26 protein-coding genes are annotated in these 23,995 nt (G+C 58.3%); 18 read left to right on the forward strand and 8 right to left on the reverse strand.

Annotated features, from left to right (window positions below):
* Positions 1-18 precede the first annotated feature (18 nt).
* The 4 genes from argB to ACA059_RS30885 all read left to right on the forward strand — a co-directional run bounded on the left by argB (position 19) and on the right by ACA059_RS30885 (position 2,284).
* The gene (gene argB / locus ACA059_RS30870) at positions 19-924 is read left to right on the forward strand and encodes an acetylglutamate kinase (protein ID WP_008007602.1); all 906 of its coding nucleotides are present in this window, start codon (positions 19-21) and stop codon (positions 922-924) included.
* A gap of 190 nt (positions 925-1,114) precedes the next feature.
* Positions 1,115-1,324, forward strand: coding sequence for a hypothetical protein (locus ACA059_RS30875; protein WP_497632104.1), 210 nt, complete (start codon positions 1,115-1,117; stop codon positions 1,322-1,324).
* A 17-nt stretch (positions 1,325-1,341) separates the two neighbouring features.
* Complete coding sequence (locus ACA059_RS30880) at positions 1,342-1,914, forward strand: hypothetical protein (RefSeq protein ID WP_497632106.1); 573 nt, start codon at positions 1,342-1,344, stop codon at positions 1,912-1,914.
* Positions 1,901-2,284 (forward strand): hypothetical protein, encoded by a 384-nt coding sequence (locus ACA059_RS30885; protein ID WP_497632107.1) that lies wholly within the window; start codon positions 1,901-1,903, stop codon positions 2,282-2,284. The genes ACA059_RS30880 and ACA059_RS30885 overlap by 14 nt, the downstream gene beginning before the upstream one ends.
* Positions 2,285-2,345: 61 nt before the next feature.
* Here the strand turns inward: ACA059_RS30885 and pyrE are convergent, their stop codons facing one another.
* Positions 2,346-2,990 (reverse strand): orotate phosphoribosyltransferase, encoded by a 645-nt coding sequence (gene pyrE / locus ACA059_RS30890; RefSeq protein ID WP_123367160.1) that lies wholly within the window; start codon positions 2,988-2,990, stop codon positions 2,346-2,348.
* A gap of 82 nt (positions 2,991-3,072) precedes the next feature.
* Between pyrE and crc the strand changes: the two genes are divergently transcribed.
* Entirely contained in the window at positions 3,073-3,852 is a 780-nt protein-coding gene (gene crc, locus ACA059_RS30895) for a catabolite repression control protein Crc (protein WP_007934608.1), read from the forward strand.
* A gap of 80 nt (positions 3,853-3,932) precedes the next feature.
* Here the strand turns inward: crc and gltS are convergent, their stop codons facing one another.
* The 3 genes from gltS to rph form a co-directional block, all read right to left on the reverse strand.
* On the reverse strand, positions 3,933-5,138 hold the full coding sequence (gene gltS, locus ACA059_RS30900; RefSeq protein ID WP_497632108.1) for a sodium/glutamate symporter: 1,206 nt from the start codon (positions 5,136-5,138) through the stop codon (positions 3,933-3,935).
* A gap of 378 nt (positions 5,139-5,516) precedes the next feature.
* A complete protein-coding gene (locus ACA059_RS30905; protein ID WP_497632109.1) occupies positions 5,517-5,885 on the reverse strand; it encodes a DUF4870 domain-containing protein in 369 nt (122 codons plus the stop codon).
* A gap of 28 nt (positions 5,886-5,913) precedes the next feature.
* Positions 5,914-6,636 carry a ribonuclease PH gene (gene rph, locus ACA059_RS30910; protein ID WP_010465211.1) on the reverse strand — a complete coding sequence of 241 codons (723 nt, stop codon included), beginning with the start codon at positions 6,634-6,636 and terminating at the stop codon, positions 5,914-5,916.
* A 270-nt stretch (positions 6,637-6,906) separates the two neighbouring features.
* Between rph and ACA059_RS30915 the strand changes: the two genes are divergently transcribed.
* The 6 genes from ACA059_RS30915 (at position 6,907) to ACA059_RS30940 (ending at position 12,201) form a co-directional block, all read left to right on the forward strand.
* Positions 6,907-7,770 carry a YicC/YloC family endoribonuclease gene (locus ACA059_RS30915; RefSeq protein WP_497632110.1) on the forward strand — a complete coding sequence of 288 codons (864 nt, stop codon included), beginning with the start codon at positions 6,907-6,909 and terminating at the stop codon, positions 7,768-7,770.
* 12 nt (positions 7,771-7,782) lie between these two features.
* Positions 7,783-8,403, forward strand: coding sequence for a guanylate kinase (gene gmk / locus ACA059_RS30920; protein ID WP_050681654.1), 621 nt, complete (start codon positions 7,783-7,785; stop codon positions 8,401-8,403).
* 167 nt (positions 8,404-8,570) lie between these two features.
* Positions 8,571-8,834 carry a DNA-directed RNA polymerase subunit omega gene (rpoZ, locus tag ACA059_RS30925; protein WP_007894670.1) on the forward strand — a complete coding sequence of 88 codons (264 nt, stop codon included), beginning with the start codon at positions 8,571-8,573 and terminating at the stop codon, positions 8,832-8,834.
* A 56-nt stretch (positions 8,835-8,890) separates the two neighbouring features.
* Complete coding sequence (gene spoT, locus ACA059_RS30930) at positions 8,891-10,996, forward strand: bifunctional GTP diphosphokinase/guanosine-3',5'-bis pyrophosphate 3'-pyrophosphohydrolase (protein ID WP_033059343.1); 2,106 nt, start codon at positions 8,891-8,893, stop codon at positions 10,994-10,996.
* Between the two features lie 24 nt (positions 10,997-11,020).
* Positions 11,021-11,401 carry a Rid family detoxifying hydrolase gene (locus tag ACA059_RS30935; protein WP_314641480.1) on the forward strand — a complete coding sequence of 127 codons (381 nt, stop codon included), beginning with the start codon at positions 11,021-11,023 and terminating at the stop codon, positions 11,399-11,401.
* Positions 11,402-11,460: 59 nt separating this feature from the next.
* On the forward strand, positions 11,461-12,201 hold the full coding sequence (locus ACA059_RS30940) for a hypothetical protein (protein ID WP_497632112.1): 741 nt from the start codon (positions 11,461-11,463) through the stop codon (positions 12,199-12,201).
* 139 nt (positions 12,202-12,340) lie between these two features.
* Here ACA059_RS30940 and ACA059_RS30945 read toward each other — a convergent pair whose 3' ends face one another.
* On the reverse strand, positions 12,341-13,198 hold the full coding sequence (locus ACA059_RS30945; RefSeq protein ID WP_497632113.1) for an SDR family oxidoreductase: 858 nt from the start codon (positions 13,196-13,198) through the stop codon (positions 12,341-12,343).
* A gap of 188 nt (positions 13,199-13,386) precedes the next feature.
* Between ACA059_RS30945 and exbB the strand changes: the two genes are divergently transcribed.
* The 6 genes from exbB (at position 13,387) to ACA059_RS30975 (ending at position 20,301) form a co-directional block, all read left to right on the forward strand.
* Positions 13,387-14,361, forward strand: a complete 975-nt coding sequence (gene exbB, locus ACA059_RS30950) for a tonB-system energizer ExbB (RefSeq protein ID WP_497632114.1) — start codon at positions 13,387-13,389, stop codon at positions 14,359-14,361.
* Positions 14,362-14,367: 6 nt separating this feature from the next.
* Positions 14,368-14,796 carry a TonB system transport protein ExbD gene (exbD, locus tag ACA059_RS30955; protein WP_008150131.1) on the forward strand — a complete coding sequence of 143 codons (429 nt, stop codon included), beginning with the start codon at positions 14,368-14,370 and terminating at the stop codon, positions 14,794-14,796.
* On the forward strand, positions 14,793-15,542 hold the full coding sequence (locus ACA059_RS30960) for a TonB family protein (RefSeq protein WP_095126904.1): 750 nt from the start codon (positions 14,793-14,795) through the stop codon (positions 15,540-15,542). Before exbD ends, ACA059_RS30960 begins: the two co-directional genes overlap by 4 nt.
* A 265-nt stretch (positions 15,543-15,807) precedes the next feature.
* Positions 15,808-16,737, forward strand: coding sequence for a hydrogen peroxide-inducible genes activator (locus ACA059_RS30965; RefSeq protein ID WP_008150125.1), 930 nt, complete (start codon positions 15,808-15,810; stop codon positions 16,735-16,737).
* A gap of 9 nt (positions 16,738-16,746) precedes the next feature.
* The gene (gene recG, locus ACA059_RS30970) at positions 16,747-18,822 is read left to right on the forward strand and encodes an ATP-dependent DNA helicase RecG (RefSeq protein ID WP_497632115.1); all 2,076 of its coding nucleotides are present in this window, start codon (positions 16,747-16,749) and stop codon (positions 18,820-18,822) included.
* 78 nt (positions 18,823-18,900) lie between these two features.
* Positions 18,901-20,301, forward strand: coding sequence for an aminoacyl-tRNA deacylase and HDOD domain-containing protein (locus tag ACA059_RS30975; protein ID WP_497632116.1), 1,401 nt, complete (start codon positions 18,901-18,903; stop codon positions 20,299-20,301).
* Between the two features lie 253 nt (positions 20,302-20,554).
* Here the strand turns inward: ACA059_RS30975 and ACA059_RS30980 are convergent, their stop codons facing one another.
* The gene (locus ACA059_RS30980; protein WP_038980709.1) at positions 20,555-20,938 is read right to left on the reverse strand and encodes a hypothetical protein; all 384 of its coding nucleotides are present in this window, start codon (positions 20,936-20,938) and stop codon (positions 20,555-20,557) included.
* A 599-nt stretch (positions 20,939-21,537) separates the two neighbouring features.
* Between ACA059_RS30980 and ACA059_RS30985 the strand changes: the two genes are divergently transcribed.
* Positions 21,538-21,921: a DUF6124 family protein gene (locus ACA059_RS30985; RefSeq protein ID WP_282479488.1), complete on the forward strand. Its 384-nt coding sequence runs from the start codon at positions 21,538-21,540 to the stop codon at positions 21,919-21,921.
* A gap of 59 nt (positions 21,922-21,980) precedes the next feature.
* Here ACA059_RS30985 and ACA059_RS30990 read toward each other — a convergent pair whose 3' ends face one another.
* On the reverse strand, positions 21,981-23,342 hold the full coding sequence (locus ACA059_RS30990; protein ID WP_497632117.1) for a lysozyme inhibitor LprI family protein: 1,362 nt from the start codon (positions 23,340-23,342) through the stop codon (positions 21,981-21,983).
* A 43-nt stretch (positions 23,343-23,385) separates the two neighbouring features.
* Positions 23,386-23,925: a hypothetical protein gene (locus ACA059_RS30995; RefSeq protein ID WP_497632118.1), complete on the reverse strand. Its 540-nt coding sequence runs from the start codon at positions 23,923-23,925 to the stop codon at positions 23,386-23,388.
* Between the last annotated feature and the right edge of the window lie 70 nt (positions 23,926-23,995).

Raw genomic sequence — 23,995 nt, forward strand, 5'->3', positions numbered from 1 at the left:
AAGCACCCGGAGCCCTGAATGACCCTCGAACGCGAAGCCGCCGCCAACACCGCCAAGGTCCTGTCCGAAGCGCTGCCTTACATTCGCCGCTATGTCGGCAAGACGCTGGTGATCAAATACGGCGGCAACGCGATGGAAAGCGAGGAGCTGAAAACCGGCTTCGCCCGCGACATCGTGCTGATGAAAGCCGTTGGCATTAACCCGGTGGTGGTTCACGGCGGCGGCCCGCAAATCGGCGACCTGCTCAAGCGGCTGTCGATCGAGAGCCACTTCATCGATGGCATGCGCGTGACTGACGCGCAAACCATGGATGTGGTGGAAATGGTCCTCGGCGGCCAGGTGAACAAGGACATCGTCAACCTGATCAACCGTCATGGCGGCAGCGCCATTGGCCTGACCGGTAAAGATGCCGAGCTGATTCGTGCGAAAAAGCTCACCGTGACCCGCCAAACGCCGGAGATGACCCAACCGGAAATCATCGACATCGGCCAGGTCGGTGAAGTGGTCGGCATCAACACCGACCTGCTGAACTTGCTGGTCAAAGGCGACTTCATTCCGGTGATCGCGCCAATCGGTGTCGGCGCCAACGGCGAGTCGTACAACATCAACGCCGACCTGGTGGCCGGTAAAGTCGCCGAAGCGCTGAAAGCTGAAAAGCTGATGTTGCTGACCAACATCGCCGGCCTGATGGACAAGTCGGGGACGGTCCTGACCGGCCTGACCACCCAACAGGTCGACGATTTGATCGCCGACGGCACCATCTACGGCGGCATGCTGCCGAAGATCCGTTGCGCGCTGGAAGCCGTGCAAGGCGGCGTAGGCAGCTCGCTGATCATCGATGGTCGGGTGCCGAATGCGATTCTGCTGGAGATCTTCACCGATACCGGTGTAGGCACCTTGATCAGCAATCGCAAGCGCCACTGATTCAAGAACGTCAAAAGATCGCAGCCTTCAGCAGCACCTATGGATGTACGAATATTCCGTAGGAGCTGACGAAGTCTGCGATCTTTTTTATGCACGCAGGAAATGTCTGACCTGACTAAGCGAAACGTCCGACATCCCGTCAGCATTAGTCCGCATAGGATCTTCCCTGTATCCACAGGAGAACGACCCCATGCAAAAAGATTACGCACCTAACGGCAGCGACGTTTCCGCAGGCACCTACGAATGCGCCGACTGCGGCTACGAATATTCCAACCAATCGAAAAAATCCTTGCCGCCCTGCCCGCAACGGCTGGATTCATTGCACGTACAAAACGGCTGGAAAATCCTCAGCGGCCAAGGAGACGCAACGGACGATCCTTATCCGAAATCCGGTAAATGATCACGGGAGATTCAGCCATGCAGATCTCGTTCACGATCGACGCCCAGGCTTTCGAGCAGGAGCAGAAGGAGCCGGTCAAAAAGACCCTGAAGTTATCCGACAGCGAAATCGCTCATGCCTTACAACGTATTGCCAAGGCGAGCCTGACCGAATACTTGAAAATGCTGGTTGAAGGCGGCATGCCAAGTCGGGCCGATGAAGCGAAACAGGACCGCTTGCTGTATCTGATTCAAAGCTACTTCGGGCAGACATTGCCGACCGAATCTCAGATATCGACGATTTTTCAGCTGACCCAGAGCCAAAGCAAAACCCTGCTGAAAAATACGGTTTCACGCTTTCGCAATCAGCTGGACGATATTCTGCAGCACAGCATGCGAGCCGTGATCGAGTCTGCGGAACATGCGCAGACGGTGTATCTGGTGGTGATCAGTTCGGACGTCATTCGTGATGAGCTGAACATGCTGATCACACAGAACGAACCGACCTTCAAACCCATCACAAAACGTAAAGGCAGCGCCGGGCAGTTCGAAATCAGCGAAGACTCTCACGACTTGCTGTGCAGAACGCTTGGTCTGAATGCCGTTCAGTGACATTGTCGCGGTCAGCGGTTTGCTGCTGACCCTGACCACTTTCATGTTCAATCTGGCTTGGCCCAGGCTGCATGAAGCGTTGGAACTGGATGAAAAACAATCAGGTCCGCAGGCGAGAAAACGCAGCCGGGAACAGGTGATAAATGTTTTCTTCAGTTGTGCATTGCCGCTGGCTTGCACCTTCGTGGCGCTGTTTTACGTCAATCTGCCGGCCGCCGTGCGGATCACACGCAGCAGCACGCTGGATCTGTGGGATTTCGATGTGGATCGCACGCTTTACGTGTTAGTTGTCCTGGCACTACTGGTGTTTGCTCTGTTTAACCTGGGATTGATACTCAAACTGATAGGAAAATGGCGAAGACTGCACTGACAAAAAAAGACCCCGCTCAGCCTGGCTGAGCGGGGTCTTTTTTTGCCCGCATTCCGTGTGGTCAGACGCCGAACTGTGCGCGGTAAGCTTCAACCGCTGGCAGGTGTTGCTTGAGCTGCGGATCGTCAGCCAGGAATTCGAGCACCTGGTTCAGCGAAACAATGCTGATCACCGGAATGCCGAAGTCGCGCTCCACTTCCTGAATGGCCGACAACTCGCCGTTGCCACGCTCCTGACGGTTCAAGGCGATGAGCACACCCGCCGCCTTGGCGCCGTCCTGGGAAGCGATGATCTGCATCACCTCGCGGATGGCGGTGCCTGCGGTGATCACGTCGTCGATGATCAACACGTCACCGGTCAATGGCGCGCCGACCAGGCTGCCGCCTTCGCCGTGAGCCTTGGCTTCCTTGCGGTTGAAGCACCATGGCAAATCACGGTCATGATGCTCGGCCAAGGCCACTGCGGTGGTCGCCGCCAAAGGGATGCCTTTGTACGCCGGGCCAAACAATACATCGAACGAAATACCGCTCTCGATGATGGCTGCCGCGTAGAAACGACCCAGCTGCGCAAGGGCCGAACCCGAGTTGAACAGGCCGGCATTGAAGAAGTAAGGACTGGTACGCCCGGACTTCAGGGTGAACTCGCCGAAGCGCAAAACGCCGCGATCGATGGCAAAACGAATGAAATCGCGCTGATACGCTTGCATGAAAAAAACCCCAAATACCACGGATTTAGCTAATTAGGTTGACGCCGTGTATCATACACGCACGCGATTTTTGGGGCCATTTATGCGGATCATCAGTGTGAACGTCAATGGTATTCAGGCTGCAGTGGAGCGAGGATTGCTCAGTTGGCTGCAAGCACAGAATGCCGACGTCATCTGCCTGCAGGACACCCGCGCCTCCGCCTTTGAACTGGACGATCCAGCCTTCCAACTGGATGGCTACTTCCTTTATGCCTGCGAAGCCGAAGTTCCCGCCCAAGGTGGCGTGGCTTTGTATTCGCGGCTGCAACCGAAGGCAGTCATCAGCGGTCTCGGCTTCGAGACGGCCGACCGCTACGGGCGCTACCTGCAAGCCGATTTCGATAAGGTCAGCATCGCGACCTTACTGCTCCCTTCGGGGCAGAACGGCGATGAAGACTTGAACCAGAAGTTCAAGCTAATGGACGATTTCGCCCGTTATCTGGATAAACAGCGACGCAAACGTCGCGAGTACATTTACTGTGGCTCGCTGTATGTGGCGCAACAGAAGCTGGATATCAAAAACTGGCGTGACAGCCAGCAATCCCCGGGCTTCCTGGCACCTGAACGTGCCTGGATGGACGAGATTGTCGGCAACATGGGCTATGTCGATGCCCTGCGTGAAGTCAGCCGTGAAGGTGACCAGTACAGCTGGTGGCCGGATAACGAACAGGCTGAAATGCTCAACCTCGGTTGGCGTTTCGACTATCAGTTGCTGACGCCGGGTCTGCGCCGTTTCGTACGTAGCGCGCGCTTGCCTCGTCAGCCACGGTTCTCGCAGCACGCACCGCTGATCGTGGACTACGACTGGACGCTGACCATTTAATTTGTGCTGGTCGGTTAAAGAAAATGCCCGTATCGCAAGATACGGGCATTTTTTATGGATCTTTAGCAGTGATCAGAACTTCAAACAGCGGCGAAGAACGGCAGCGCCAGATACAACTTGATCACGATGACATTAATGATGTCGATGAAGAAAGCACCCACCATTGGCACCACTAGAAACGCTATCTGCGAAGGTCCGTAACGCTGTGTCACCGCTTGCATGTTAGCGATGGCAGTTGGCGTTGCTCCTAGTCCGAAACCGCAGTGCCCCGCCGCCAGAACTGCTGCATCGTAGTTGCTGCCCATCATTCTGAATGTCACGAAAATCGCAAACAGTGCCATGACCAACGCTTGCGCAGCCAGGATGATAAAGATCGGCAAAGCCAGTGCTGCCAGATCCCACAGTTTGAGCGACATCAGAGCGATCGCCAGAAACAGCGACAGGCTGACATTCCCCAACACGGAAACTTCACGCTCAAACACCTGATACAAGCCAAGTGCTGAAAGCCCGTTCCGTAAAATCACACCCACGAACAAGACACATACGAACGTCGGCAACTCAAATGCAGTTCCTTGGAGCAGACCATTCAGGAGAGAACCAACCAGCAAGCTGACCGCGATCAGAGCGAGTGTCTCGATAAACGAAAATGGCGTGATCGAGCGCTCTTTTTTCGGTTGCTCAAAGCCCTTTGGCAGCCGTGGCTTTTCTTGCTTAAGGCCGGGCACCTGGACACGTTTGATGAGCAGGCGAGCGACCGGACCACCAATCAAGCCGCCCAACACCAGGCCAAACGTCGCAGAGGCTATCGCGAACTCAGAGGCAGAAGCCAGACCGTACTTCTCACTGAACACCGTTCCCCACGCAGCGCCTGTACCGTGACCACCCGCCAAGGTAATCGAGCCTGTCAGCAGGCCCATCAAAGGATCGAGTCCCAACGTTTTTGCAAGCGCGATGCCCATGGCATTCTGGACCACCAAAAGCGTGGTGACCGCCAGTAGAAAGATCCCCACTACGCGCCCGCCTTTCTTCAGGCTGGCGAAGTCTGCGCTCAAGCCGATGGTGGCAAAAAAAGCCAACATCAAGGGAGTTTGCAGTGAGGTGTCAAATCGGACGTCAATATCAAGTCCCCGCAAAGCCAGGAGAAGCAGAGCGACCACCAGGCCGCCTGCTACAGGTTCAGGGATATTGTAGTTGCGTAAAAAACCGATTCGTGTGACTAGTCCGCGCCCCAATAACAGTACTAAAGAGGCGGCCACAAGTGTTCCATAAAAATCGAGCTGAACCATTTGGGTTATTCTTTTATATATATTCAGGGGCGAACTTTTTACCTGGACACGCCTCTTGAACAGGTTGATATTCTCAACACTGATTTGCTTTAAATTCAAGGACCTTCAATGGTCTGAATATATCGAAATATTTCTGAATGAATATTACTTGGGGCAACTTTATCAACCACGAAGTCTCATTGCCAAGCACATAGGCGGTGCTGAGGCGAAGCAGTTGTGACTAGAAGTGTAAGTGCGATATTGCTAACAGCAACGTTTGGGAAGTTAATCCAATTTAAAAAAACAAATGCCCCGACAAGTCAGGGCATTTGCTTTAAAGCGTGGCGAACTGCATTTTCACACAGCTGTCGCTCCCACATGGGAATCTAGCGCTGATCGTTATTTGATCAACCGCCAAGTGAACGGATACCGGTAAGGCACCCCTTCATTGGCCTTCACGCCGCCGATGATCGTCAGCACCAGCGCACCGATCGCCAACAGACCGAACAGGAAGAACCCGACGATCACCACCATCAGCAGCAAGCAGATGGCGGAGGCAATGGCGACGGTGATCTGGAAGTTCAGCGCCTCCTTGCCTTGAGCATCAACAAACGGGTCCATCTCGCGCTTCATCTGCCAGAGAATCAGCGGGCCGATCAGCGTACCGAACGGAACCCAGATCCCCAACAAGGCGGACAGGTGACAAAACATTGCCCACTGCCGAACCTCTTTGCTCGGGGTGGGAAGCAGCTGTTGCTCGTCACTCATAACGCCCTCCTTGTCTGGAGCAGTCCGATCAGTCGGCCAGTGCAGCCTTTTGCAGCTCGAAGATTTCGGTCATGCCTTTCTTCGCCAACTCAAGCATAGCGTTCAGTTCTTCCGGCTGGAACGGAGCGCCTTCGGCAGTGCCCTGGACTTCGATGAAGCCGCCAGTGCTGGTCATCACCACGTTCAGGTCGGTCTCGGCGGCCGAGTCTTCCAGGTAGTCGAGGTCGAGTACCGGCTCACCCTGGTACATGCCCACCGATACGGCAGCAATCATTTGCTTCAGCGGGTCGCCGCCTTTCAGGCCGCCACGCTTCTTGATCACTTTCAAGGCATCGACCAGTGCAACCATGGCGCCGGTGATGGACGCGGTGCGGGTGCCGCCGTCAGCCTGGATCACGTCGCAATCGACGTACAGGGTGACGTCGCCCAGCTTGGACATGTCCAGCGAAGCGCGCAGGGAACGACCGATCAGACGCTGGATTTCCAGGGTGCGGCCGCCTTGTTTGCCGCGGCTCGCTTCACGCTGGTTACGCTCGCCAGTGGCGCGCGGCAGCATGCCGTATTCAGCGGTCAACCAGCCTTGGCCCTGACCTTTGAGGAAACGCGGCACGCCGTTCTCGACGCTGACGGTGCAGATGACTTTGGTATCGCCGAACTCGACCAGTACAGATCCCTCGGCGTGTTTGGTGTAGTTGCGGGTAATGCGGATCGAGCGGAGCTGATCGGCAGCGCGACCACTTGGACGTTTCATAGGGAATACCTGTACGGGGGACGGAAAACTGCGGAGCATTATAGAGCCGCAGGGCCACGAGTGGGCACTTCTAAAAAAATCCGCCGACGACTGAAGGCCCTGAACAGCGCTTTGCCGACGGCCTGCAGGTCTTTGTCACACCGTGTGTTTGGGCGCATTCGCCCCACTGCGCTACAATCCTGCGCCTTTGCTGCCTCTGGGCTTAAATTCATATAGATCAGGCCTGCGAAACCTTTGGTAACGCATGAACCTGCATTGCGAGGTACCTCCATGGTGCACAGCATGACCGCCTTCGCCCGCGTCGAAAAAGCCGGCGCCCAAGGCACCCTGAGCTGGGAACTGCGCTCGGTCAACAGCCGCTACCTGGAGCCGCATTTGCGTCTACCTGAGTCCTTTCGCGACCTCGAAGGCGCGGTCCGCGAAGCGCTGCGTCAGGGAATCTCCCGGGGCAAGCTCGAATGCACCCTGCGCTTCACCGAAGAAAATACCGACAAACCACTGCAAGTGGACCGCGAACGCGCCGCGCAATTGGTCGCCGCCGCCGAGACCATCGCCGCCCTGATCAAAAATCCGGCCGCGCTGAACCCATTGGAAGTCCTGGCCTGGCCCGGCGTGCTGGTGGGCGACGCGACCGACCCGCAAGCCTTGAATGCCGAAGCATTGGCGCTGTTCAACGAAGGCCTGAAAGAACTCAAGGCGGGCCGCGAGCGCGAAGGCGCGGAGCTGGCACGGTTGATCAATGATCGCCTGACCTCTATTGAAGAAGATGTGGTGACCCTGCGTGAACTGGTCCCGCAGATGCTCGCCACCCAGCGCCAGAAAGTGCTCGACCGCTTTGCCGACATGAAGGCCGAGATGGATCCGCAGCGGCTGGAGCAGGAAATGGTCATGCTCGCGCAAAAGAGCGACGTCGCCGAAGAACTGGATCGCCTGAGCACTCACATCATCGAAGTTCGCCGAGTGCTCAAATCCGGCGGCGCTGCCGGTCGGCGCCTGGACTTCCTGATGCAGGAGCTCAACCGCGAAGCGAACACACTGGGCTCCAAAGCCTTCGACCCGCGCAGCACCCAGGCGGCGGTCAACCTCAAAGTGTTGATCGAGCAGATGCGCGAACAAGTGCAGAATATTGAGTAAGGCAACCCTGACATGACCCACAGCACCGGCACCCTGTACATCATTTCCGCCCCTTCGGGCGCGGGCAAGAGCAGCCTGGTCAAGGCCCTGACCGACGCTGATCAGGAGATACGCGTCTCCGTCTCCCACACCACCCGCGCCATGCGCCCCGGTGAAGTGAACGGCGTGAACTATCACTTCGTCGAACGCAGCGAGTTCGTGAAGATGATCGAGCATGGGGATTTCCTCGAGCGCGCCGAAGTGTTCGGCAATCTCTACGGCACTTCGCAAAGCCATTTGCAGCAGACCCTGGATGAAGGTCACGACCTGATTCTGGAAATTGACTGGCAAGGCGCCGAACAAGTGCGCAAGTTGATGCCCCAGGCCCGTTCGATCTTCATTCTGCCGCCGTCCCTGCAAGCCTTGCACCAGCGCCTGACCAATCGCGGCCAGGACAGCGACGAGATCATTGAAGGCCGGATGCGCGAAGCCGTCAGCGAAATGAGCCACTACGTCGACTACGATTACCTGATCATCAACGACGATTTCGCCCACGCACTGCGCGATTTGCAGGCGATTTTCCGCGCCAATCAGCTGCATCAGAAGCGCCAGCAGCAGCGTCACGGAAAACTTTTGGCCGAATTGCTCGGCTAAACAGCTCTTCCCAAAACCGTTGCAAGGGCTTTACATTGGCACTTGCAGCGCGTTGAAGGGCTTGGTCAAAAAATCAGCGCTTCCCTAATCGCTGGTGATTTTTTAAACTGTCGAGTCCGCTCGCCCAACCGGGCAGCGCGCATATTGCATTCGCTCCGAGGAATACCATGGCCCGCGTAACCGTTGAAGATTGCCTAAACCACGTGGAAAACCGCTTTGAGCTGGTCATGCTGTCTACCAAGCGTGCCCGTCAACTGGCCACCGGCGGCAAAGAGCCACTGGTTCAGTGGGAAAACGACAAGCCTACCGTTGTAGCCTTGCGTGAAATCGCTGAAGGCCTGATGAGCTACGAGTTCATCGCCAACGCTGAAATCGTCGAAGACGAACCGCTGTTCGCAGCGTTCGAGGACGAGTCCAACGAGGCAGTCTAAGCCATGCCTGGTCGACGTAGCACGGCGCGGGGTCACAGCGAACGGCAGGTTTCATCATGCCGAGCATAGACGCCCTCGCCGATCGCTTATCGACCTACCTCGGCAAGGACCAGGTCAACCTGGTCCGCCGAGCGTACTTCTACGCCGAACAAGCCCACGACGGCCAACGCCGCCGTAGCGGTGAGGCGTACGTCACGCACCCACTCGCGGTTGCGAATATTCTTGCCGACATGCACATGGACCATCAGAGCCTGATGGCTGCGATGCTGCATGACGTGATCGAAGACACCGGTATTGCCAAGGAAGCGCTGCAAGCGCAATTCGGCGAAACCGTGGCCGAACTGGTCGACGGGGTCAGCAAACTGACCCAGATGAACTTCGAGACCAAAGCCGAAGCCCAGGCTGAAAACTTCCAGAAAATGGCAATGGCCATGGCCCGCGACATTCGCGTGATCCTGGTCAAACTGGCCGACCGCCTGCACAACATGCGGACCCTGGAAGTCCTGTCCGGCGAAAAACGCCGACGGATCGCCAAGGAAACCCTGGAAATCTATGCGCCCATCGCCAATCGGCTGGGCATGCACGCCATCCGCATAGAATTCGAAGACCTCGGCTTCAAGGCGATGCACCCGATGCGTTCCGCGCGGATCAACCAGGCGGTCAAACGCGCCCGGGGCAACCGCAAGGAAATCGTCAACAAGATCGAAGAATCACTCAGCCACTGCCTGGCCATCGATGGCATTCAGGGCGAGGTCAGCGGTCGTCAGAAACACCTCTACGGCATCTACAAGAAAATGCGCGGCAAGCGTCGGGCCTTCAACGAGATCATGGACGTCTATGCGTTCCGGATCATCGTCGACAAGGTCGATACCTGCTACCGCGTGCTGGGTGCTGTGCATAATTTGTACAAACCGTTGCCGGGGCGCTTCAAGGATTACATTGCGATCCCCAAGGCGAACGGCTACCAGTCGCTGCACACCACGCTGTTCGGCATGCACGGTGTACCGATCGAGATTCAGATCCGCACCCGTGAAATGGAAGAGATGGCCAACAACGGCATCGCCGCCCATTGGCTGTACAAATCCAGTGGCGACGAGCAGCCAAAAGGCACTCACGCCCGCGCCCGCCAGTGGGTCAAAGGCGTGCTGGAAATGCAGCAACGGGCCGGCAACTCGCTGGAATTCATCGAGAGCGTGAAGATCGACCTGTTCCCGGACGAGGTCTACGTGTTCACGCCCAAAGGCCGGATCATGGAGCTGCCAAAAGGCTCCACGGCGGTCGACTTCGCTTACGCGGTGCACACCGACGTGGGCAACAGCTGCATTGCCTGTCGAATCAATCGACGTCTCGCACCGCTGTCCGAACCGCTGCAAAGCGGCTCCACGGTCGAGATCGTCAGCGCCCCCGGGGCACGGCCGAACCCGGCGTGGCTCAACTTCGTGGTCACCGGCAAGGCGCGGACTCACATCCGCCATGCGCTGAAACTGCAACGCCGCTCCGAATCCATCAGCCTCGGCGAACGCCTGCTGAACAAGGTCCTCAACGGTTTCGACAGCTCGCTGGAGAAAGTCGCAGCCGAGCGCGTCAAGGCGATGCTCACCGAGTACCGCCTGGAACTGATCGAAGACCTGCTCGAAGACATCGGCCTCGGCAATCGCATGGCTTACGTGGTCGCTCGCCGACTGCTTGGCGAAGGCGAACAGCTGCCAAGCGCGGAAGGCCCGCTGGCAATTCGTGGCACCGAAGGCTTGGTACTCAGTTACGCCAAGTGCTGCACGCCGATCCCGGGCGACCCGATTGTCGGCCACCTGTCCGCGGGCAAAGGCATGGTCGTGCACCTGGACAACTGCCGCAACATCAGCGAAATCCGCCACAACCCGGAAAAATGCATCCAGCTCTCGTGGGCCAAGGATGTCACCGGCGAATTCAATGTCGAGCTGCGCGTCGAGCTGGAACACCAGCGCGGCCTGATCGCTCTGCTGGCCAGCAGCGTCAACGCGGCCGACGGCAATATCGAAAAAATCAGCATGGACGAACGCGATGGTCGCATCAGCGTGGTCCAACTGGTGGTCAGCGTGCACGACCGCGTGCACCTGGCTCGCGTGATCAAGAAACTGCGCGCCCTGACCGGGGTGATTCGCATCACCCGCATGCGTGCCTAAGCCCACTATTACAAGGAGTCATTCATGACCAAGACTGTTATCACCAGCGACAAGGCCCCGGCCGCCATCGGCACTTACTCCCAGGCGATCAAGACCGGCAACACCGTTTACATGTCGGGGCAAATTCCTCTGGACCCAAAAACCATGGAACTGGTAGAAGGCTTCGAAGCCCAGACCGTCCAGGTGTTCGAGAACCTCAAAGCCGTGGCTGAAGCCGCTGGCGGTTCATTCAAGGACATCGTCAAACTGAACATCTTCCTCACCGACCTGAGCCACTTCGCCAAGGTCAACGAGATCATGGGCAAGTACTTTGACCAGCCTTACCCTGCCCGCGCCGCCATCGGCGTAGCGGCCCTGCCAAAGGGTTCGCAGGTTGAGATGGATGCCATTCTGGTCATCGAGTAAATGCGTACGGCGCAGTCCTCAACAGGACTGCGCTGACTTCGTTCTGAAAGGATTCCACCATGCGCCAAGCGCTAGCTCTCTCGCTGGTCGCCCTACTCTTGGGCGGTTGTGCCAGCAACCCTGCCGACCGTGACATCAGCGGCACCTGGATCAATCAGGCGGCGATCGATGCTGCAGCCAAAGGCGGCCCCCTGCGCGAAGCGCTCCAGGCCTATGGCCCGAACCTGGAATGGGACGTCAACACCAAGGCCGGCCAGGCCCGCTACACCAACGGTTTTGAAAATGTCGACGGCAAGCTGCTGGGCGAAGCGTCCGGCGCCTGGAAGGTCGATTTTTATGGCAGCTCCGCCAGTGAGCTGAAGCGTGACGGCAAGCAACTGAGCCAAGTCGCCAGCGACAATGAGCCGGAGCAAGTCTTCGACCGCGCGCAGGTTACGGTGCCGGACGGCGCACCGATGGGTGCCAGTTTTGAACGCGCACTGTATTCGGCCTACATGGGCGGCAGCTGGAAAGTCGTCAGCGGTCCCGGTGAAGGCAATACCGTGCAATTCCAGGCTGATGGCCAGGTTGCCGGCCTGCCGGGAGCGGATCGCTATGCCCTATGTCTGGCGGGCGATTGCGCATCGATGAGCGGCGGCAACGACAACATGTGGCTGCAAGCGAATGGCCAGGGCAATACCTGGATCTTTGCGCGCAAAGGCAAAGAGCTGGAGATTCTCCAGGCCGTAAACACCGCTCAGGCGGACGAGATGCCATCGTTCACGCCGGGTGATCGCAAGTGGTTGCTGGAAAAGCAGTAATCCGGCCCTAAAGCCAATGCAAAACAATGTGGGAGCGAGCTTGCTCGCGATGAGGCCATAACATTCAACATCATCGTTGACTGTTATGCCGCCATCGCGAGCAAGCTCGCTCCCACAGTTGTTTTAGGGCGTTTGGAAGTCAGCAGTGGCCTTCGAGAATGGCGGCGTAGCCTTCGCGATAGCTTGGGTACTTCGGTGTCCAGCCCAAGGCTTTCGCCCGAGCATTGCTGCATTGCTTACTGCCAGTGCGACGCACGCTCGCGTCTTCGGCCCATTCGGTCACGCCCAGATACTCACGCAACCAGCCCACCACTTCGGCCAGCGGCGCAGGCGCATCGTCCACACCGATGTAGACGTCATCCAGCGCCACACCGCGTCGATCAGCCTCAAGCAGAAACGCCATCAGCCCCGCCGCATCGTCGGCGTGAATGCGGTTGCCGTACAACGGTGGATCGATGGCCACGCGATAACCCCCACGAACCTGCGTCAGCAGCCGTTCGCGCCCCGGGCCGTAAATGCCGGTCAAGCGCACGATGCTCGCCGGGATGCCGCTTTGGAGTGCCACTTGCTCCGCCTCCAACATCAATCGACCCGAATAGCCTGTTGCAATGGTCGGCGAAGTCTCATCGACCCACTCGCCATCCTGCTGGCCATACACACTGCTGCTGGAAACAAACAGCAGGCGATTGGGCACCTGCCCGTAGTCGTCCAGCCACTCCAGCACATGCTGCAAACCCTCGACATAGGCGGAGCGGTAACCGGCTTCGTTGTGATCGGTTGCGGCCGCGCAATACACGAGGTAATCCACCGCACCGATGGGCCAAGTCTGCGGACAGTCCTTATTGAACAAGTCACCGGCAACGCCAATTACCCCTTTGGGCAGGCGTGAGACGTCACGCCTCAGGCCATGAACCTCCCACCCGGAGGCCAGCAATTGCGTGGCCAGACGACTGCCGACATCACCGCAGCCGGCGATCAAAACAGAAGGCGCGGACATCAGAAAACTCCCTCAAGAAAGGTACAGACTAGCGCCCGAAATGGATGAGCGGCTAGTAATGGAGGAAAAAAGAGACGCTATTACTTTTGTTAACAAGAATTAATTGCAATAATGCCAGCCACTTTTGTTCTCGGCCTTACGAGGCCTGGAAGAGCATCTACCGTTTTTCTTTCTCAGGTCCGGCCAGCATGACACCCAATCAATTCCCCGCTTCGCCAACCAAACGACCTCGCGCCTGGAGCGCAGTGGCCGCCTTGCTGTTCAGCCTGATGCTGGCGCCGACCGCCGCTTTCGCTGACGCACAAGCGCCAGCCGCTCCGGCAGCCACTGTTGCTCCAGCTCCTGCCGATCACGCCGCACCGGCCGTTACCCCGGCTGCGACCGACCCGGCCCAAGCCGTAGACACCACCGCCGAAGACGTTCCTGAAGTCCTCGAAGCCGACAACTCCCTGGGCATGGCCCACGACCTGTCGCCGTGGGGCATGTACCAGAACGCCGACATCATCGTGAAAATCGTGATGATCGGTCTGGCCATCGCGTCGATCATCACCTGGACCATCTGGATCGCCAAGGGTTTCGAGCTGATGGGCGCCAAGCGTCGTCTGCGCACCGAAATCGTCCATCTGAAAAAAGCCACCACGCTTAAAGAAGCCAGTGCGACAGCCACCAAGCAAGGCACCCTCGCCAACCTGCTGGTGCATGACGCCCTGGAAGAGATGCGTTTGTCGGTCAACAGCCGCGAGAAAGAAGGCATCAAGGAACGTGTCGCCTTCCGTCTCGAGCGTCTGGTTGCAGCCTGCGGTCGTAACATGAGCAGCGGCACCGGCGTGCTCGCCACCATCGGTTCCACCGCGCCCTTCGTCGGCCTGTTCGGTACCGTGTGGGGCATCATGAACAGCTTTATCGGCATCGCCAAAACCCAGACCACCAACCTCGCCGTCGTGGCTCCCGGCATCGCCGAAGCCCTGCTGGCAACCGCGCTGGGTCTGGTTGCAGCGATTCCTGCCGTCGTGATCTACAACGTTTTTGCCCGCTCCATTGCCGGTTACAAGGCACAAGTATCCGATGCCTCGGCTGAAGTCCTGCTGCTGGTTAGCCGTGACCTCGATCACCTACCGACCGCCGAGCGCTCCGCGCACCCCCACGTGGTCAAAGTAGGGTAATCAGCCATGGGCTTGCATTTGAAAGAAGGCGCAGACGACGACCTGGCCGAGAACCACGAAATCAACGTCACACCGTTCATCGACGTGATGCTGGTGCTGTTGATCATCTTCATGGTGGCGGCCCCGCTCGCCACCGTGGACATCAAGGTCGACCTGCCCGCTTCCAGCGCCAAACCGGCGCCACGGCCAGAAAAACCGGTGTTCCTCAGCGTCAAGGCTGACCAACGCCTGTTCCTCGGCGAAGACGAAGTGAAGGCCGAAGCACTCGGCGCCACCCTCGACGCCAGGACCAAAGGCAAGAAAGACACGACGATCTTCTTCCAGGCCGATAAAGGCGTGGATTACGGCGACCTGATGAGCGTGATGGACAACCTGCGCTCTGCCGGTTACCTGAAGGTGGGTCTGGTCGGACTCGAGACGGCAGTCAAGAAATGATCACGACGCGCCAAAAGCTGACGCGTTATAGCGGGAGCCTGGCCGTGGTGCTGGGCGTCCATGCGCTGGCCATTGCGCTGGCGCTGAACTGGACGTCGCGCCCACCGATCGAGCTGCCGCCACAGGCGATGATGGTCGAGTTGGCGCCGGTTCCGGCCCCGCCACCGCCGGCACCGCCTAAGGTCATAACGCCGCCACAGCCACCCGCCCCGGTGGAAGAACTGCCGATACCGAAACTGGCTGAAGTGCCGAAGGCCGAGATCGCCGTGCCGAAACCGGTCAAACCCAAGCCCAAGCCTCAACCGCCCAAGCCTGTGGAGAAAAAGCCGGAACCGCCTAAAGAGAAGCCGTCCGAGGAAAAACCGAGCGACGCGCAACCGACTCGGGCGCCAACGGAAAAATCCGCTCAGCCGGCACCAGGCCCATCACCGGCGCAGCAAGCGGCCAAGGCCAGCTGGCAAGGCACCCTGCTCGCTCACTTGGCCAAGTACAAAAAGTACCCGGCCAGTGCACAGGCGCGGGGCAAGGAAGGCATGAACCGTCTGCGCTTCGTGGTGGATGCTGAAGGTAATGTGTTGTCGTTCGAACTGGTGGGCGGTTCCGGCACTGCCGATCTGGACCGGGCCACCCTGGAAATGATCCGCCGCGCCCAACCGCTGCCCAAGCCACCGGCTGACATGTTGACCAATGGCGCCATCGAAATCGTTGCACCGTTTGTTTACTCGCTGGAAAAACGCCGGCGCTAAAACAACGCAGATCCCTGTAGGAGCCGAGCTTGCTCGCGATAGCGGTATAACTGTCAACGATGATGCTGAATGTTATGGCCTCATCGCGAGCAAACTCGGCTCCTACAGGTTATGCCGCAGCCAAAAAGGCACCGAAAGGTGCCTTTTGCATATCCGCCAGCGGCAAACCTGCTTTGCCCTGTGTCACTCAACGCACTCAGTCTGATAACGTGCGTCTATCGATTGCAGCCGGTATGCTTGGCTCGCAACTTCATGGACGCTTGCTATGACTCTTACAGAATTACGCTACATCGTTACCCTCGCCCAAGAGCAGCACTTCGGCCACGCGGCCGAGCGTTGCCACGTCAGCCAGCCGACCCTGTCGGTGGGCGTGAAAAAGCTTGAAGACGAACTCGGTGTGCTGATTTTCGAGCGCAGCAAGAGTGCCGTGCGCCTGACTCCGGTCGGTGAAGGCATTGTCGCCCAGGCGCAGAAAGTCCTGGAACAGGCCCAAGGTATCCGCGAACTGGCCCAGGCCGGCAAAAACCAGCTGACCGCGCCGCTGAAAGTCGGCGCGATCTACACCGTCGGCCCGTATCTGTTTCCGCACCTGATTCCACAACTGCACCGGGTCGCCCCGCAGATGCCGTTGTACATCGAAGAAAACTTCACCCACGTGCTGCGCGACAAACTGCGCAACGGCGAGCTCGACGCGATCATCATCGCCCTGCCGTTCAACGAAGCCGACGTGCTGACCCTGCAACTCTACGACGAGCCGTTCTACGTCCTGATGCCGGCCCAGCACCCGTGGACCCAAAAAGAATCCATCGACGCCGCCCTGCTCAACGACAAGAGCTTGCTGCTACTCGGCGAAGGCCACTGCTTCCGCGATCAAGTGCTGGAAGCCTGCCCGACCCTGGCCAAAGGCAACGACGGCGCCAAGCACACCACGGTGGAGTCCAGTTCCCTGGAAACCATCCGCCACATGGTTGCGTCCGGCCTCGGCATCTCGATCCTGCCGCTGTCAGCGGTCGACAGCCATCACTACGCTCCCGGCGTGATCGAAGTGCGTCCACTGACGCCTCCCGTGCCGTTCCGCACCGTGGCCATCGCCTGGCGCGCGAGCTTCCCGCGGCCGAAGGCGATTGAAATTCTCGCTGACTCCATTCGCCTGTGCTCGGTGGCCAAGCCGCAAGCACCGGTGGTTGCGGCCTAAGTCGCTGCCATGACCGAGTTGTCGCAAGTGTCGGTGACCGCACTCAAGGGTGTCGGCGAAGCCATGGCCGAGAAATTGGCCAAGGTTGGCCTGGAGAATCTCCAGGACGTGCTTTTTCACCTGCCGCTGCGTTATCAGGACCGCACTCGCGTGGTCCCGATCGGCCATTTGCGACCTGGGCAAGACGCCGTGATCGAAGGCACCGTCAGCGGCGCCGATGTGGTCATGGGCCGCCGCCGCAGCCTGGTCGTCCGCCTGCAGGACGGCACCGGTGGGCTCAGCCTGCGTTTCTACCATTTCAGCAACGCCCAGAAAGAAGGCCTCAAACGCGGCACGCGCATTCGCTGCTACGGCGAAGCGCGGCCCGGTGCGTCGGGGCTGGAAATCTACCACCCGGAATACCGCGCCATCACCGGCGACGAGCCGCCGCCCGTGGACGAAACCCTGACCCCGGTTTACCCGCTCACCGAAGGCCTGACCCAACAACGCTTGCGCCAACTGTGCATGCAGACCCTGACGATGCTCGGCCCCACCAGCCTGCCCGACTGGCTGCCGACCGAACTGGCGCGGGACTATCAACTGGCGCCGCTGGCCGATGCGATCCGTTACCTGCATCACCCGCCCGCCGATGCCGACGTCGACGAACTCGCCCTCGGTCATCACTGGGCGCAGCACCGTCTGGCCTTTGAAGAACTGCTGACCCATCAACTGTCCCAGCAGCGTCTGCGCGAAAGCATGCGCTCCCTGCGCGCGCCAGCGATGCCGAAAGCCACCAGGCTGCCTGCTCAATATCTGGCCAATCTCGGCTTTACGCCGACCGGCGCTCAGCAACGGGTCGGCAACGAAATCGCCTACGACCTCAGTCAGCACGAGCCCATGTTGCGGCTGATTCAGGGCGATGTCGGCGCGGGTAAAACCGTGGTCGCCGCCCTCGCTGCACTTCAGGCTTTGGAGGCCGGATATCAAGTGGCGCTGATGGCGCCCACCGAAATCCTCGCCGAGCAGCACTTCATCACTTTCAAGCGCTGGCTCGAACCGCTGGGCATCGAAGTCGCATGGCTGGCCGGCAAGCTCAAAGGCAAGAACCGCGTGGCCGCACTGGAGCAGATTGCCAACGGCACACCAATGGTGGTCGGCACCCACGCGCTGTTCCAGGACGAAGTGCAGTTCAAAAACCTCGCGCTGGCGATCATCGACGAACAACACCGCTTCGGCGTGCAGCAACGGCTGGCGTTGCGGCAGAAAGGTGTCGGCGGGCGGATGTGTCCGCACCAGCTGATCATGACCGCGACACCGATTCCCCGGACGCTGGCCATGAGCGCCTACGCCGACCTCGACACCTCGATCCTCGACGAACTGCCGCCCGGCCGGACCCCGGTGAACACCGTGCTGATCACCGATACCCGGCGCGTCGAAGTCATCGAGCGGGTGCGCGGCGCCTGTGCCGAAGGGCGTCAGGCCTATTGGGTCTGCACGCTGATTGAAGAGTCGGAAGAGCTGACTTGCCAGGCTGCCGAAACCACCTACGAAGACCTCACCGCCGCCCTCGGCGAGCTGAAGGTCGGGCTGATCCACGGTCGCATGAAGCCCGTCGAGAAAGCCGCGGTCATGGCCGAATTCAAAGCCGGCAACCTGCAACTGCTGGTCGCGACCACGGTGATTGAAGTCGGCGTCGACGTGCCCAACGCCAGCCTGATGATCATCGAAAACCCCGAACGCCTCGGCCTCGCGCAGCTACACCAATTGCGCGGTCGTGTGGGCCGGGGCAGCGCCGCCAGCCATTGCGTGCTGCTCTACCATCCACCGCTGTCACAGATCGGTCGTCAGCGCCTGGGCATCATGCGCGAAACCAACGACGGTTTTATCATCGCCGAAAAAGACCTTGAGCTGCGCGGCCCCGGCGAAATGCTCGGTACGCGTCAGACCGGCCTGCTGCAATTCAAGGTCGCTGACCTGATGCGCGACGCCGATCTGCTGCCCGCCGTGCGCGACGCCGCCCAGGCGCTGCTGGAGCGCTGGCCGGATCATGTCAGCCCGCTGCTCGACCGCTGGCTACGTCATGGGCAGCAATACGGCCAAGTGTGAGCACCGTCGCAGTTTCTGAGCCACCGTTCTGAGCAAGCTGGTTATACTCCTGCCATTGTTTTAAAACGGATACAGACCATGACCGAAGTTGCCCTCGCACCCGCCACCCCGCACGCTCCGTCGGTTATTCGGCTGATGCTGGGCAAACTGGGTATCGCCTACGAAGAAGTCCTCGACCATCACGGCCTGAACGCCGCACGCAAAGTGCAGGCTGTTCTGCTTGATGACGCCGTGGGCACGCTCATGGTGCTGTTCCCGCAGAGCCAATTGCTGGACCTCAATAGCCTCGCCGAACTGACCGGCCGCCGCCTCACCGCCGTGTCGACCGAACGCCTGGTAAAAATGCTCGGCAAACACAACCTGAGCCTGCTGCCCGGTATGCCGGCGCTCAGCAGTTCACCGTGCCTGTATGAAGAAAGCCTGCTGCGCGAGCCGAAGTTGCTGATCAACTCGGGCGAGCCGGGCGTGTTGCTGGAGATTACCAGCGAAGACTTCAAGACCATGCTGACCAAGGCCAGCGCCGCCAACTTCGGCGAAGCGCTGACCAGCATTCGCCCGAACCTCGACCGCCCCCACGATGACCGCGAGGAAATCACCCTGGCCGTTCAAGCGTTCACCGCGCGGCGCATCCAGCAACGCCTGGAAGAGACCATCGAAATTCCGCCGCTGGCCGAGACCGCGCAGAAAATCATCAAACTGCGCGTCGATCCCAACGCCACCATCGACGACATCACCGGCGTCGTCGAAACCGACCCGGCCCTGGCCGCACAGGTTGTGAGCTGGGCAGCGTCGCCGTACTACGCGTCGCCGGGCAAGATTCGTTCAGTGGAAGACGCCATCGTGCGGGTGCTGGGTTTCGACCTGGTGATCAACCTCGCGCTGGGCCTGGCCCTGGGCAAAACCCTGAGCCTGCCAAAAGACCATCCGCAACACACCACGCCGTACTGGCAGCAATCGATCTACACCGCTGCCGTCATCGAAGGCCTGACCCGCGCCATGCCGCGTGCCCAGCGCCCGGAAGCCGGCCTGACCTACCTCGCCGGCCTGCTGCACAACTTCGGCTACTTACTGCTGGCCCACGTGTTCCCGCCGCACTTCTCGCTGATCTGCCGCCACCTGGAGGTCAACCCGCACCTGTGCCACAGCTACGTCGAGCAACACTTGCTGGGCATCAGCCGCGAACAGATCGGCTCATGGCTGATGCGCTACTGGGACATGCCCGAAGAACTGGCCACCGCGCTGCGCTTCCAGCACGACCCGGGCTACGACGGCGATTACGCCGAGTACCCAAACCTCGTTTGTCTGGCTGTGCGCTTGCTGCGCAGTCGTGGGATTGGCTCCGGGCCGGATGAAGACATCCCGGATGCGTTGCTGGAGCGTGTGGGGCTGACGCGCGACAAGGCTAACGACGTCGTCAGCAAAGTGCTTGAAGCTGAAGTGCTGCTCCGTGAACTGGCTTCGCAATTCACCCAAGCCTAAAGCACTACGGGCAAGCCCACTCCCACAGGATTTACGCGATCCCTGTGGGAGCGGGCTTGCCCGCGATGAATCCCCCGCCGATCTACCTGAATCACCACAACCCTGTGGCGAGGGGATTTATCCCCGTTCGACTGCGCAGCAGTCGCAAACCCATTCAAAGAGGTGTGCTAGATAAAACCGGGATCTTAGGTTTCAGGGCCGCTTCGCAGCCCAACGGGGATAAATCCCCTCGCCACAGGGTTTACCATCGACCTCAAGCCTTGGCTTTAGCCTTCCTAGGCTTCAAATACTTGGTCAACCCCTGAAACCAGATCACCAACGCCGGGTTGCCCTTGATCTGAATCGACTTGTCCTGAATCCCCGTCATAAACGCCAACTGCTTGTTCTTCGCCTGCATTGTTGCAAAGCCATACGCCGCGTCTTTAAAGGCAATCGCAAACGCCGGCTCGGCATACACGCCGGACTTGCTGGTGATGCGCTGATCCTTCACAAAGAAATGCCGCGCCACTTTCCCGTCCAGGGTCTGTAATTGGAATACAAGCTCCTTGTCACCCAACTGCTGCTGAAACGCAGGATTAGTCCGACTGGCCTTACCCATCAACAAACCCAGCATCCACAGAAGAAAACGAAATTTCATGCGCACAGCCTCAAAAGGAAAATGAACGGCCGGCGCAGTGTAGCGGCTTCATACAAGAACGCCACTATCTGGCTTCTTTAGAAGAAGATGAACTGCTTTTCCCGCATGATGACCGCCAAGTCACACTTTCCACCCACCTGAACCACGCCTCCCTGATCGTTCCCACGCTCCCGCGTGGGAATGCATCCCGTGACGCTCCGCGTCACACCCAACACCCGCCCTACACCTGAAGAAACACAATCCTGTAGGAGCTGCCGAAGGCTGCGATCTTTTGATCTTGATCCCCTCAAACCTCTCGGACATTTCCTTCAACACGCCGGGCTGTCCATGAACTAGGCAGTCTTCGGTATCACCGATAGTCTCTGGTGGTCGCCGCAAATCGGTGACACGGACGTGCAAGTCCGAATCCAGGTGCGCAATTGCTTATGGCTATTCGTCGAGCGTTTTCCTATGCTCGCGGATCGTTATGGCGGCTGTGCGTCGGAGGCCTTCGGGTCTGCCGGTTCCTGGATCGGTCTTGCACACCAACGCACAGCTGCCACCTCTTTCGAAGTGCAAAGCGAAACGGTGTCGGTCTCTTAATTCCAGGAGCTACATCAATGATCAAGCCAACACCGAATCCCCCCGAACACGAAGACACATCCCCCTACGAATCCTTCGATTCAAAAAAGCTCCACGAAGCCGCCGAACGCGCCCTCGATCTTCACCTCGGCACACCTCCGGATAAAAAATCCAAACGTCGCAACGGCGACCTCTTCATCGTTGCTCCCGACCTCCACACCGAAACCGTCCTGGCCAACGCCTCGGAAGACCTGCTGTCCATCAGCGCCATCGCCGCCGACCTGGCCGACAGCGTAGAAGGCTCACGCCGCTCCGTCGCACTGGCACTCAGCAGAATGGCGGTCGGTGTGCATCTGTTAGTGGAGCGAGCGCTGGACCATATTGATTCGCCGGATCCGGCGGAGCATCGGGCGAAGGTGTAGCAACTTCGCGAATAGAGAACGGGGGGCTTTGCGCCCCCCTTCTTGCTGAACAGCGAAATTCACAGACAGTGACTGGCCTTTATGTCTGAGCCTTGCGAAACCAAGCGCTTCACGCTGTCGCTACCCTGCGGGCTACCTTTGTCAGCTGACAACTGATAACAGGCCAACGCCCGGGACATATCCTTAGTTCCCAACTGGCCACTCTCAAAAGAAGAACCCAGATAGTTGCTCGCCTCTGTGGATCCCATGGATACCGCGCGAAAAACTTCCCTTTCTGCCTGCTCAGGGTGCAGGCAAGGGCCGTTATAGTCGGTGGAGTTACCGTTACAAAAATAAGTGGCATAACCCAACGCGCCGCTCGGTGTCGTCGATGCCGCTTTGAACAAAGCCTCAAGCTTGCTGGTTTCCAATTGAGGCGCCATCTGCGAAAGACTCAAACTTGCCGCCGACAGACTCGCCTGTGGATCACCCGACTCCGCAGCACAGACATAGTTTTCCAGGGACGCTTCAATCAACTCCGTAGTCAGACGGTATCGCTCAAGAAACCCTAGCCCGCCCAAACCTTCAGCACGTTGATAACAAAGGTTCTCGGCGCGGCTCATTCCGGGTCTAGCGGGTGCGACAAGCTCCGTCTCACTGAGCGACCAATCCTCAATCCCCACCAGCGCCCAGCATGACGTTTTAGAAAAGTTAAAAATCTTGATATTGCTGTTACCGGCCCGTTTATCCACAACGTTCATGTGAGTGTCGTCGACCGTTTCGATCTCAACCCCTTCAGTCTTGCCTTCCATCGCAGCCAACAACGGAAACGCTAAACTGGCGCCTGGCTCAGCAGTAATTTGCGGCTCAAATCGACCAGGATCCGAGGTCCGTTTCAACACCAATATTTTCACTGCCAGTGCGGTTAGGCGCTTCTGGGACTCGGCATTGGCGGAAAACGCTGGCAGAAACTGCGCAAAGTTCTGGGATGGACACGAGACATCTGGCCCACGCCCAACAGATGAACCACTCTCGATGTCGGGCGCTATATTGTCCAAAAAGACTGAACGTTCGCGGCTCACTCTTGCGATGCAATTGTTCACCGTCGCCACATAGGCGGACGTACCAGGCTTAATCTCAAACGCTTCGAGCGGACAATTCACATCGCGCAATTTTATCCACACACGCTGTGCTTCTTTGACCTTTGCCGTATACGCCGTCCCTGTGTCGGGTTCAGCTCGATACTGCGTTTCGAGTCGAGCCATCAGCTGGTGGTAACTCGTATTCAACTGTGAATCGGCAGCGTTCTTCGCGACATCAGAACATCTATCAATTTGCTCGCTTACGGTGATCTCGTTGCAATCATCCTGCGCAAACGCAGTGGGCAAACCTAGCAGGCCACTAAACATTGCTCCAACAATGAGCCTGATAAACTGATTCAATCCCAATCACCCTTGTAGTTTTTTACCCACCCTTCGTAAGGGGTTATGGCGTATTAAGGTGCTTCTTTACATATGCCTTTATTGAGGCCGCATCTTTATAAACAAACGTTTGTGGCACACCATCACTAAAGCCATCGATCCCGCTCAAGTACCTATTAGCCTGAATCAACTGATTGGGGATCAACCTACCATTGCTACTTTGTGCATAAGCATAAATCTGATACAGAGTACCGTAGGTACCAATGCCTCTATGGTTAATTTCCCAGGAAACCAAAACAAAGACATTCTTTACATCCTGAACCGGGTAAAAAAATATCGATTCAACCTTGGGTGGCGAACCAGCAACATCATATTTATCAACTAACTGTCTAGCCAATACCCCATCGCTGTTTTTCACGTCGAGGACTAAAGACACGGGATACTCTGCACCTCCCGTTTCCAAAACCGATAACTCCGCATTTTCGACGACAGTTGTTTTATAGGGTCCATCTATTACCGCCCCTCGCAGATAGAGGCTATCATCCTGAGCCACAGAAACCCTACAGAGCATAAACATCAATAATAAAAAACAAAATTTACGCATCGTAACAACCTGCTTAAACAAAAAATGGACGAGCAACAAACAATGAAAACCAAACACTCGGTTTTGATTT

It is taken from the genome of Pseudomonas sp. LBUM1647 (assembly GCF_059716175.1).